Genomic DNA, 12,467 nt, shown 5'->3' on the forward strand with positions numbered 1-12,467 from the left:
TGACGGTTCATCACCCGGAAAGCTTACATCTACGTGTTTGCCCGTGTCATCGGGCATTTTTTCAGACGGAAACCGGACTGGAAACGTACCTACACTACGGCAGGGATACCACTTGTTGCGGCCGACCAGCTGGTCAAAGGCAGTAAGCAGCTTTGGGGTATTTACAGATTCGATGAAGGATGTTTGTGTATACATTGCCAGACAACTGACTGGTATCAATATACAGGTAGCGAATTTCAATATCTTGATAGTACCACCCAGTATTGGTCGGAGACGTACTACGTCCCTTATGACGGCGGCGGAGGCTATGGCAGTTATAGTAATTACGACTGGGGACAATATGGCACCGCGGGTTCCATGCCGTTACTTATCATTAATCACCTGACAGGAAAGGCTAATTGCGTTTATGGCAAGCTGAAAATCGGTAGTTCAACCTTTAAAAATGCAATTCAAAAATTTGATGGGCAGTTTCCGGTGGCGCATTTGAAGTTCTCTTTGGATTACACTTTAGCCAGCACAACAAATGCGGAAACGGACAATAGTGGGGAATATCATATTGAAATTAAGATTAATGGGAATACACTTTCTGATCGTACCGTTTTAGGTTTGGCCCGGACTCTTGCTCATGAGATAATACATGCTGAAATGTATCGTAAGTTACGGTCTGTTGGCTATACAGTTTCAATTAATGATTTTCCGGGAATTTATTACTATTATTCTCAGTATAAAGACTGGCAACATGAACAAATGGCAGCACATTATAGAGAAACAATTGTAGACATTCTCAGAGAGTTTGATAACTCACAACATACGGATCAATTCTACGATGATTTAAGTTGGGTGGGATTACAAAGAACAGTTTCCTGGAGCAGTCTTTCCGGAAGTGACACGACTCGAATAATCCAAACTGTACAAAACAATAGGCAAAATGGAAACAAAAACTGCAATTAAGGCAAGGATTAAAGGCTTGGTAGTACTGTTTTTATTGCCTTTGTTCTTTTGTAATGCTCAATCAAACAGTGTTGTCCATTTATCCTACAATATTAAGGAACCTTTCAAGTCGGTAAGGAAAATTGAAAACGTGAATGGGAATATTGACTTCCATATTGACAACGAATATTTTCAATATCAAGAAGGCAAAGATGAGATCAGTAAAATAGAACCAGCTTGTCTTGAAGATATTGAAATCATCGATATCGGTACACTTCTAAGATTGTCCTGGCAAAAGAAAAAGGAATTGTTGGAAAAAGAAGAAAAAACAGGCGTTATCCATGTTTTGACAAAAGATCAGACTTTCGACAAAATCTATCTGTATGAAAAAACCGAATTGGGTACCATCGAAAGATATGAGGTCAGGTGGATTGAAAAAATTGAGTGAATAAACGGGATTAAGGCATCTCGGGAGTCTCTCCACTGGGTGTAGAAGAAATATGATTAGTACTAGGTGAGGTCGCAACTACAACTGCTTTCGTTTGTTTCTTTACTAATTGCAAAAAAAATCAGGTCATAATTTGGAGTTGTGGCCTGATTTTATTGTTTTATCTCTAGCTATTAGCCAAGATATAGGTTATCCAACTAAAGTATAGCTCATCAAAAGGGTTATGTTGTTTTTCCTGACGCAATCGAATTTCAACAAGGTGATGTAGTGGGAAGATATCGGTTCAATTAGTACCGATCTAAAAGATCAAGTGAATAAGTCTCCGTTCTCTCCAGATCTCGGCCATTGCCTGAGCATTGAAATTTTAAAACCTCCCTCATTTTTTTTCCATTTTCATGAAAAATTCCCCGTACAGGAGGGACAAGCATTAAAAATCTCTTCGGTAGGACTGAGCGTGAAGGATTAATCCAGTAGGACCGAGGGTGAGGAAACAGTCTGGGGGACTGTTTTAGTGAGGTGCCGGAATGCAGCGTGGAATCTAGCGAGGGGCCAGCCTGTAGCGGAGGATTTAGCGAAGTAGCCAGCCTGCGTGATGGGATGGTATCATTTTATTCCTTTTATTGCATAAGTCTTTTAGTTTTTGAGATCGAATATCCCGATAAGCGAAGCGATTCGGGAACGACCAACCTACTTCTTGCACTTCACGCCCATCTGGAGCAGAGCCGATCACCCTCTCTCTTCAGGAGAGGGCGGGGGGTGAGGTAGAACACCCATTCGGGCTTAAATCCGGAACCTATCAAACACCTTTTGATTCTGATATCTTGATGATAGTACCAAACAGGCTCACTCTCATGCAAAGGAGTTTACAATGACCAATAGAAAAATAACCGCTATTAAAAGTGGGTTATATGGTGGTTAGCTACCTAGCGTTATCTGAATAACAGTCATAAAATGGATATAATAAATAAGTATGCTCAATTTTAGGGAGACAGAAATCGAATGACAGAAAGACCAAACATATTAGTAGTTTGTGGACGAAATAAGAAACGAAGTAGAACCGCAGAACACATTTTTAAAAATGACAACCGCTTCAATATTCGTTCCGCTGGACTAAGCCCCAAAAGCGATAGAAGAATATCAGAAAATGATTTGAATTGGGCAGACTTAGTTTTTGTAATGGAAACAGGGCAACGATCAAAAATTTGGGAATTATACAGACATATGCAATTGCCCGAAATAGAAATCTTAAATATTCCGGACGACTATGAATTTATGAATGAAGAACTTGTTGAAATACTAACAGAGGGAATTAACGATACATTAAAAATAGTTTACAAACTTTGACAAATGAAATTTGCATATTTAGTGGACTTGGAGCAGACGAGAGAGTTTTTCAAAAACTTGACTTTTCTGGCTTCAAGACAACTTTTGTAAAATGGATTGTTCCGCAAGACGAAGAAACAATTGAACATTACGCAACACGACTTCTTGACCAAATCTCGGCAACAAATCCAACTCTAATTGGACTTTCATTCGGTGGTCTTATTGCTGTTGAAGTGGCTAAACAAATTGATACCCAAAAAGTAATTTTAATTGCTTCTGCTAAAACAAAAAGTGAAATTCCATTTTACTATCGTTTCGCTGGACGACTTGGACTTCACAAACTTTTGCCGACAGGACTTTTAAAAAGCTCAAACTTTGTTACAAACTGGTTTTTCGGAACCAGCTCAACATTTGACAAGCAGCTATTAAAGCAAATTCTTATTGATACCGACCCTACTTTTTTAAATTGGGCAATTGACAAAGTAACACGTTGGACAAACCAAACACAGACAAAGAATATATTTCATATTCACGGCACAGGTGACAGAATTTTACCTTTGGGTTTTATAAACTGTGACCGGACTGTTAAAAACGGTGGACATTTAATGACACTAAACAAAGCGGATGAACTGAATAACATAATAAAACAACAAATATGACGGACGAAGGAAGAAGAAGAGATCCTTCATCCACCATCGGCATCAACAGGGTAGGAGTTGCCGCAGCATGGGAATTCGCCAAGTCGATAGAAGATTATTAGCAAATAGGGTAATTAACTTTAGACGGGATTGAGGTTGAAATCTTCATTTAGAGTAATTAAACAGGGATTTGATAAGTAAATTTTAGACATTTTGAGGGAGCTGATTTAGCTATCATGATCATGTGATCTGCACATATTGTCTCTTTAACCCCTGTAGAGGTGTCCATTTATATTCATATATTTATTCTGTCAAAAACGCAAAGGATGGATATTTTTAAATGGCAACAAGTCATAGAATTTAGTAGAACCTTCCAAACGGAATTAGACTGCAAAAAATATTTGGCAGAACTCAAATGGAAGGATGGATTTACTTGCCGCAAATGTGGTCATCAGGGTAGTCAAATTAGGAAGGATTACGCACGCACTTGTAATAAGTGCAGTGATACTGAAAGTGCCGGTGCAGACACGTTGCTCCATAAAGTCAAATTTGGCCTTGTAAAGGCCTTTCATATCTGTTTTGAGATGAGTACAAGTACAAAAGGGCTCTCTGCCATGTATGTAGCCAAGCGTTATGCGATTAACCGTAAAACAGCAATGAGTTTCATGCATAAAGTACGTGAGGCAATGAAATCGGGTGAAAATCATCCGATGCAGGGAGAGGTTCATGTGGATGAGTTTGTAGTGGGAGGCCAGGAAGCCGGACATACCGGAAGGAGTTATGGAGGCAAGAAAAAGAAGACAGTGTGCGCCGTCGAGCTTACCGGGGAAGGAAAAGTAAGACGGTTTTATGCCTTAAAAATCAAGGATTTATCGGCTAAATCTCTGCGATCTATTTTTGAAAGCCATCTAGACAAGGCCGCCCAGGTGATTACAGATGAATGGAAAGGATACTGGCCGATCAGTAAGGATTACACCATCAAACAGCGTCCAAGTGAATTGGGCTTGAATTTTAAAGCGCTTCATACAATGATCCATCAAGTGAAATCATGGTTGCGAACGACGTATTCCTGGGTTAGCAAAAGGCATATTGATCGTTACTTGAGTGAGTTTTCAAATCGGATCAATCGCTCTCAGAATAAAGAGACTATTTTCTACATATTGATCACAAGAATGGTAAATCAGGATAAGATCTATATTTCAATGGTGCCTGATTGTTAACCGATTAGTTTCCAGTCCATTCAGAGAGCTTTTGATTTAAGAAAAAAGTTATGCGAAGTCTTTGTAGATAAACATGATATTTTCAACGGATTCATTTATAAAGTCGAAGTATGGAGAGAGTAAATAAGATTCTGATTCTGCTATTCCTGTACGGAATGGGTTTATTGACAGGCTGTGCCACAGATAACGAGCCTACTGGTCAATTTGGTCAATTTAGTGGCAATTTATTGTATGATTTAGGGGAGCATTCCTACCGGATTGACCTCGCGTCTAACGAAAAAACTGACTATTTCAACCGTAACACTTATTCCCTTAATGGATGGGATGTAAGCTGGGACGGTAAGACAAGGTTAGAGACTTCTATTGTGACAGGAGAATTTGACAAAGTTACATTCAAGCTTATTGATTCAGAAAGCTTGACTATCCTAAAGGAGTTTGTCTATAATAATCCCCATGGAGAGGACCGTCAGATCAGTGGATTACTTTCACCTGACAAATCACTGATTTTAATACAGCCTGATTTCGACCATGGCATCGTTATTATCGATACAGAGGGCAATGTTAAGCACCATCTTCCCATGGTCAACGATACTGAATTGACGTTGGGCGATGAAGCAATTTGGCTGTCGGACAACAGCATACTTTTTACCTATAAGGAAGAATACATTTTGAAAAGTGAGCCGCCGTATTCAGATATAATTTCTATTAGAGAAATGGAGTATTCAGATTGGGGAAATTTGAACGCTAATCCTGATGGGACGAAAATGTCTCTACGTATAGACAAACATATCTATCTAATGAATGCTGACGGAACAGGTTTAGTCCAGGTAACTGAAAGCGATAGGGAAGAACGGGAAGCTGTTTTTTCACCCGATGGGAAATACTTATTGGTAGGAGCGAACTTTTATCCAGGGACTTTTGATCCGGGAAAGTGGGATCTCAATATAATTCCTGCGGACGGGAAAATGTATAAAGTCGGGAATAATCCAGGCCCGGGAGTAGAAGTAATACGTCCTAATGGGCAAGATCATGTTGAAAGTGCTACGAATAGGATGTTCTGGAGGTAAAAAAGTGCCCTTGTCTCACTTAAAGGCAGAGTGAAGCGAAGGCTGTATAGCAAGTTGTGTTCTACATCCCACACTATATTTAACCCGAAATATGCATTAGCAATTCTATTACCGCCATTACATTGCTGTTTTCGACTTCACCATAGCGGCGCTATGCCTCAGTCTCCAAGCAGCCTGATTTTCTTGCAATTAATGCCTTTCCCGATAAATCGGGACGGGCTATAACGAAACCTAATGCATAGTCCGGGTTTAAAATAACAAGGCTAATACCTTTTCTTTTGATACGAATATCACATACAAAGAAAAAGTCGTCTAAATTGAAATAAAATATGACAAAACAGCATAGTAATCCCTTTATCCTTGCGCTGAAAGCCCGCAATCTCACCGTAGAAATTCATCATCATTCTGCCTACCAGATTGTTCTGTCGAATGACACTCCTTTTAATTCGACAATCAATGGAACGCTTTATGAGTGTATCCACGGTTTTTTGATAAAACCTCATGTAAACCACTTTTGCGTAGCCGAAGGAGGAACATTAAACGTTTTAAACATCGAGCCTTACTCTACTGTCGGTCTGAAACTGGCAAGTCGATTTAAAGGGGATGAGGATCACAATGTTTTTCAATCGCCGGCAGAAACAAATTTATTTTTTCAGACATCAAAAGAAAGTTTGGATGTTAATCTGGTTGTTGAAGCGATGCTCTCCAGATTACCTTCTATAGCGTATGATGAAAGAGTTACGGCAATTGTAGAATACATAAAAGAAAATTATTTTCAATCGGATATTACTCCGCAGACATTTGCCGATTTGGTTTTTCTTTCGCCATCCCGTTTGGCTTCACTCTTTAAAAAGCAAACCGGCAGTAGCTTATCCAAATATTTATTATGGACACGCTTACGTCAGGCAATATACCTTACTCTTTCAGATAAGAACAGAAGCCTTACCGATATTGCCTATGATACCGGGTTTTATGATCTCCCCCAATTCAATAAGTATATGTACGAAATGTTCGGTATGCCTCCTAAAGCCTTGAAGTTGAATAGTGATCTGATCGAAGTTTACTAGATTTCAGCCAATTTTATAAGAAATTTTATTTCATACGGCATCTCAAGCTCCTTCAATTAGGGAGCTTTTTTTATAATCTTTTTCATTCTTCCATAAGCATCAGCTGATCAGGCATAGCCATAATTTTGAATTTTCCTATTCAGAATACTTGTCAAGGCTCCTTCTGCATATCAGTGATCTGATACAAGTTTGACGATACGCTTACCCGCAACTTTGTGATATCATTTTAACCATTTAAAAATAATATCATGAATGCAATAGTATATCAAAAGTTTGGAAACACAGCTGTGTTGCAAAGTATAGACCAGCCAAAACCCATTATTCAATCCAGTCAGATACTGGTAAAAGTCAAAGCGTTTTCCATCAATCCAATGGACTGGAAAATCAGAAAGGGAGAAATGACCCTGATGTCCGGTTCAAAATTCCCCAAACATACCGGAACTGATTTCTCGGGAACAGTGGAAGAAATCGGAGGATCTGTAAGTGGCTTCATGAAAGGGGATGAGGTATTTGGGGTGGTGAAAGACATGATGAAAGAAGGGGTGTCAGCTGAATATGTTGCCGTACCCGCATCATTGGTCTGGAAAAAGCCTTCTATGATCAGCTTTCCTCAGGCCGCCTCTATTCCTGTGGTTGGCACAGCCGCCGTTACTGCATTGGAAAAGATGGGAAAGATCAATTCCCAAACAAGCGTTTTAGTTAATGGTGCTACCGGTGGTTTCGGCATGTTTTTGCTTCAATTATTAAAACAAAGAGGAGCTGACGTTACAGCTGTTACAAATAGCAAGGGGGTAGAATTTGCAAAAAAATGGGGGGCAAATGCGGTGATAGATTATACAAAAGAAAATGTGCTTTCTCAGTCATCTACCTATGACATAGTAATTGATTTGTCAGGAAAAATGGGCTACAAAGCTGCCAAACAAATCATGCAGTCTAAAGCCATTTTTCTCAACCCAACACCAAAGCCAATTGAAATCCCTGTATCATTTTTCAAAAACTTATTTACCTCCAAAAAGCACATTGTAATTGTCTCTAGCCCTTCTACTAACTATATAGATGTTTTGCTTGGCGCAGTAAAAGACGGGATGCAGATTGAAGTCAACAAAGTATTTCCATTTTCTCAATACAGGGAAGCATATCAATATACCGAGCAGGGAGGATACATCGGGAAAGTTGTGGTAGAGATAAAATAAAATTTTTCACAAAGTCTTCCATAGAAGTACTTTATGCTACTCTTCAGATATTAACAATCAGAAAAATGTTAACTAAAATAGACAATACCATAAAATATGGTAAAAAGCACGGCGGCTTTGGAATACAGATTTTGTATCCTGGGCTTATCAGGCCCCCGCTAAATGACAGTGGTTTTTCTACGATAGGACGGATCGATCATGCCAGAATAACACCAGGGACTTTAATCCCGATGCATCCGCATAAGAATGATGAGATTCTCACCTATTTAAGAAGAGGTAATGTGAAGCACCTTGACTCTGAGGGCTACACTGCCACTATCTCAAATCAAAAATTGATGATGATGAATGCCGGAGCAAGCTATTATCATGAAGAAAGGGTGTTAGACGAAGGAGGTGTTTTGGAAGGGCTGCAAATTTTCATCCGTCCGATAACCGCTGAGCTCAGTCCTCAAGTCCAATTTTATGAATTGCCGGAAACATACAGTACTAACAGCTGGAGAAAAATAGCCGGTAAAGGCAGTGATTACCCTCTTCAGATCAGAAGCAATACTTGGCTGATGGATCTGCGGCTGGAAAGAGGTGAAGAAATCGGCCTACCCGAAGCACCATCTGATGATAGTGCCTTCCTGTTCTATGTTTTTGAAGGGGAAATTGTCATGAATGAAACAGTCGTGCTTACCACCGGGGAAAGCGTCTTGATTGAAAGAGAAAACCCAACAATCCGGGCTGTTGAAGTATGTGATATTGTACTGTTCATTACCCAAACTAATACGGAACATTTTGATGGGGGGATGTACAGCGGAAATCTTCATTAGGCAGGCTTCATTTAAAGTGAGAACAGTGATTTGATACAAGTTTAGCACTTACAACCAGCGCACCTTTGATAAGTAAACTACTGACAAACTATAAAACAACATAACATGAATTTCAATAAAGAAACACCGGATGCCAAGAGAAATCCAGAAGTAACCAAGGTAGTGACCATCGATGCGAAAATTGATCAGGCGTTCGGTTACATAGCTCCAATCAATTTGATGCACATCTTTCGTGGAAACACCCTGATTCCTGCAATTACTGATACCAGCGTAAAGCAGGGATGGAATAAAGCAGGCTTGCAAAGAACCGTGCACTTTGCAGATGGGTCAACTTCCCAAGAAACCCTTCTAACTGTTGACGCCCCCATTTCATTTTCCTACAAGAACGAGTGGTTTACCTCTAAAGTACTTTCGATGCTGCTTAAAAGGCTGGAAGGGGAATGGCTGTTCACTGATTTGGGAAATAACATGACTAAAATTGAATGGACCTATAGGGCAGTCCCGACAAATTTGCTCGCAAAGCTGTTTGTAGCATCAGTTCTTATGAGAGCGGTGAGCGCTATGCTTGGAGATGCATTGCAGATCATAAAAAATGACCTGGAGTCAGGCGAATTAAAAGCTGGAACCACCTGGGCATCATAAGATGCAAAACAGTGATTTGATACAAGTTTTACTTTTTTGATCACTGCACCTTTGTCTTATACTAATCACTAAAAAATCTAAAAGAGTAAAAATGAAAAAGAATATAGTAGTACTCGGAGCCTCTGGAACAGTAGGCAGCAAAATAGCAGAAATACTCTTAAAAGAAGGCCATCAAGTAACTTTATTGGCACGGCATACCGAAAAGCTGGAAAAGTTCAGGAATAGGGGGGCAGAGGTACTTTCAGGTGATGTAAGCAATGTAGAAGTACTTACCAATGCATTCAAAAATGCAGATAGTGCTTTCCTTATTTTACCCGACAATGCAAAAGCAATGAACACCAGGGCGTACCAGCGTCAGGTAACCAGTAATTACATTCAGGCAATCGAGAAATCAGGTATCAAATACATTGTCAACATGAGTAGCCTGGGTTCACACATGCACGAAGGTAACGGAATGATGGGTGGTACAGGAGAGCAGGAAGTCCGTTTCAATCAATTAGAAGATGTGAACATAATACACGTTCGCTCTGCCTATTTTATGGAAAACTGGCTAAGAATTATTGGATTAATAAAAGCTAAGGGAATTGCGGGTACAGCAGCTGATGGAGATACCGCTATTCCGATGGTGGCAACCCGGGATGTAGCTAAAGTAGCTGCGGCACATTTATCAAATCTTGATTTTATAGGCAAAAGTGTTCATGCCGTAATGGGCCCAAGGGATTATACCTATAAAGAATTTACCGACATCATCGGCAAAGCTATCGGTAATCCTGAATTACCTTATGTTCAAATTCCCCTTGATCAGGCAAAGCAGGTGTTCTTAGGCAATGGTATGTCAGAAGACTTTGTAGATAACCTATTGGGAATGGCAGTGGCTATTAAAGATGGAATATTCAATTATCAAAAAAGGAACGTATCCACAACCACAGCCACCACGGCAGACCAATTTGTAAATGAAGTGTATCTACCAATTTTTAATATGCAATAAGCTTAGTGATTTATACAAGTTTAAGGTGTCCAATCAAATCAATTTTACATCATTACTAATTCACAAAAAAATCAAATTAAAATGAAGCTATTAGAAAATATACAGCTCGGAAACCTAACATTAAAGAACAAAATGGCCATGTCTGCCATGACCCGAAGCCGCGCGAATACAAACGGTGTAGTAGGTGATATGACCGTCCAATACTACACTCAAAGATCGAGTGCAGGATTGTTAATTACTGAGGCAATAAACATTAGTAAAAATGCTATAGGAAGCCCACTTACCCCTGGTATTTATACCCAGGAGCAAATTGCTGCCTGGAAGAAAGTTACAGATGCAGTTCATTCTCAAGGAGGTATAATTATCGCTCAACTGTGGCACACTGGTAGAGTGGGTCATTCAGTTGACAGAAACGGGAAATTGCCTTTGGCTCCTTCTGAAGTTGCCATTAAAGGAATGAAGCATTTTACCTCACAAGGCTTAAAAGATTATGAAACACCACAAGAAATTACCATTGCAGAAATCAAACAAACCGTAAATGATTACGCTAAAGCGGCTAAAAATGCGATGGATGCAGGTTTCGATGGTGTCGAACTACATGCAGCAAATGGGTATTTGCCCAATCAGTTCCTGGCAGAAAGTGCCAACAAAAGAACAGATGAATATGGTGGAAGTTTTGAAAATAAGGCAAGGTTCATTTTAGAAATCATGCAGGCGTTAATCGCTACAGTAGGTAGTGATAAAGTGGGAATTAAAATTTCTGCCTATCATCCTTATGGAGACATGTTTTATGATGACCCAGTGGGTACCTACAATTATCTGATTGATGAATTGAATAAAATTGATTTCGCCTTTGTGGAACTGATGAAAATGAATCCATATTTTCCTCCACCTGCACATTACCCCAAACATGATGAGGTAGAAATATATGGAAGCAGAATAAACAAACCTGTTATCGCAAACACAGGATACAACAAATCTTCAGCTGAAGCAGAAATAGAGAAAGGAATAGCCAGAATGGTCTCATTCGGGACACTATTCTTAGCCAATCCCGATTTGCCTAAGCGATTTGAATTAGATGCTGAACTAAATGAACCAGACAGGGCTACTATGTTTGGTGGTGGTTGGGAAGGTTACATTGACTACCCATCGCTAGATGAAAATTAAATAAAAACTCTTCAAAATTTAGAAATTAATAACAATGGAAAACATAAATAAAACAATGGTATTGTTGATTGTATTTCAAGCAATGATCACAGTAGGAAATGCACAGACAATTACAGATAGTAAAATGCAAAAAATCTATGGCTTTAGAGCCTTTTATGAAACTTTGGGGAAATCCTACCCAGCGGATAGCACAGTAAGTGTTAATGAAGCAACCATAGCGGGCGTAAAAACCTATTGGCTGAACGAAAACCTAATCGGCCAAAAAGAGATCATAGTTTACTTACACGGTGGTGTTTATACTTATGGAACCTTCACCGCTTATAAGGCTATGTTGACTAATTTGTCCAAATCGATGAATAAAGCAATAGTATACGTTGAATATTCTTTATCACCTGAACACCCCTTCCCAACAGCAAACAATGAGATCTTAGCTGTCTACAAAGAATTGAAAAATAAATATCCTAAATTTAAAATATCCATCATAGGTGACAGTGCAGGTGGTGGGCTTGCTATATCTCTGGTTAATGACGCACAGAAGGCAGGAATTGAAGTGCCATCAAAATTGGTGTTAATTTCTCCTTGGATTGATTTAAAAGCTAATAATGAGTCATATATTACGAAAAAAGAGTTAGATCCTATATTGAATAGAGAGTTTTTATACAGTCATGCATTGATGTATGCTTCAAATAATATCCTTCAGGCAGATCCCAGTGAGATTAAATTTAAAGAATTTCCTCCTGTATTTTTGTTAGTTGGTACAGATGAGGTGCTGAATGATGATTCAAAAAATTTCTATAACTATATAAAATCTGTACAAACCAAAGCTAAATTGAAAGAGTTTAAAGGTCAAAAACATGTATGGATTTTTTCACATATAGATACACCGGCATCTATTGAAGCCGTTGAGAATATAGAGGAATTTCTATCTGCTAATTGAACATCTAATAATATGCTCTGATATCAAGGTTT

The 12,467-nt window shown here is 39.1% G+C and carries 13 protein-coding genes; all 13 read left to right on the top strand.

The window, feature by feature from the left end; all coding sequences use genetic code 11:
* Positions 1 to 33: 33 nt before the first annotated feature.
* Positions 34 to 951, top strand: a complete 918-nt coding sequence (locus ID165_RS02285) for a hypothetical protein (RefSeq protein ID WP_192348783.1) — start codon at positions 34 to 36, stop codon at positions 949 to 951.
* Positions 929 to 1,378 carry a hypothetical protein gene (locus ID165_RS02290; protein ID WP_192348784.1) on the top strand — a complete coding sequence of 150 codons (450 nt, stop codon included), beginning with the start codon at positions 929 to 931 and terminating at the stop codon, positions 1,376 to 1,378. Before ID165_RS02285 ends, ID165_RS02290 begins: the two co-directional genes overlap by 23 nt.
* Before the next feature lie 999 nt (positions 1,379 to 2,377).
* On the top strand, positions 2,378 to 2,722 hold the full coding sequence (locus ID165_RS02295) for a protein-tyrosine-phosphatase (protein WP_192348785.1): 345 nt from the start codon (positions 2,378 to 2,380) through the stop codon (positions 2,720 to 2,722).
* Entirely contained in the window at positions 2,719 to 3,360 is a 642-nt protein-coding gene (locus tag ID165_RS02300) for an alpha/beta fold hydrolase (RefSeq protein ID WP_192348786.1), read from the top strand. Before ID165_RS02295 ends, ID165_RS02300 begins: the two co-directional genes overlap by 4 nt.
* Before the next feature lie 305 nt (positions 3,361 to 3,665).
* Entirely contained in the window at positions 3,666 to 4,559 is an 894-nt protein-coding gene (locus ID165_RS02305) for an IS1595 family transposase (RefSeq protein ID WP_192348787.1), read from the top strand.
* A 110-nt stretch (positions 4,560 to 4,669) separates the two neighbouring features.
* Positions 4,670 to 5,626 (top strand): hypothetical protein, encoded by a 957-nt coding sequence (locus ID165_RS02310; RefSeq protein ID WP_192348788.1) that lies wholly within the window; start codon positions 4,670 to 4,672, stop codon positions 5,624 to 5,626.
* A gap of 329 nt (positions 5,627 to 5,955) precedes the next feature.
* Positions 5,956 to 6,693, top strand: a complete 738-nt coding sequence (locus ID165_RS02315) for an AraC family transcriptional regulator (protein ID WP_192348789.1) — start codon at positions 5,956 to 5,958, stop codon at positions 6,691 to 6,693.
* Positions 6,694 to 6,941: 248 nt separating this feature from the next.
* Positions 6,942 to 7,886 (top strand): NAD(P)-dependent alcohol dehydrogenase, encoded by a 945-nt coding sequence (locus tag ID165_RS02320; RefSeq protein WP_192348790.1) that lies wholly within the window; start codon positions 6,942 to 6,944, stop codon positions 7,884 to 7,886.
* Positions 7,887 to 7,951: 65 nt separating this feature from the next.
* Entirely contained in the window at positions 7,952 to 8,701 is a 750-nt protein-coding gene (locus ID165_RS02325; protein ID WP_192348791.1) for a pirin family protein, read from the top strand.
* A 105-nt stretch (positions 8,702 to 8,806) separates the two neighbouring features.
* Positions 8,807 to 9,343, top strand: a complete 537-nt coding sequence (locus tag ID165_RS02330; protein ID WP_192348792.1) for an SRPBCC family protein — start codon at positions 8,807 to 8,809, stop codon at positions 9,341 to 9,343.
* A gap of 91 nt (positions 9,344 to 9,434) precedes the next feature.
* On the top strand, positions 9,435 to 10,331 hold the full coding sequence (locus ID165_RS02335; RefSeq protein WP_192348793.1) for an NAD(P)H-binding protein: 897 nt from the start codon (positions 9,435 to 9,437) through the stop codon (positions 10,329 to 10,331).
* Between the two features lie 81 nt (positions 10,332 to 10,412).
* The gene (locus ID165_RS02340; RefSeq protein ID WP_192348794.1) at positions 10,413 to 11,498 is read left to right on the top strand and encodes an alkene reductase; all 1,086 of its coding nucleotides are present in this window, start codon (positions 10,413 to 10,415) and stop codon (positions 11,496 to 11,498) included.
* 34 nt (positions 11,499 to 11,532) lie between these two features.
* Positions 11,533 to 12,435, top strand: coding sequence for an alpha/beta hydrolase fold domain-containing protein (locus ID165_RS02345; protein ID WP_192348795.1), 903 nt, complete (start codon positions 11,533 to 11,535; stop codon positions 12,433 to 12,435).
* Positions 12,436 to 12,467: the final 32 nt, after the last annotated feature.

The sequence above is a fragment of the Algoriphagus sp. Y33 genome (genome assembly GCF_014838715.1).
Taxonomy (GTDB): domain Bacteria; phylum Bacteroidota; class Bacteroidia; order Cytophagales; family Cyclobacteriaceae; genus Algoriphagus.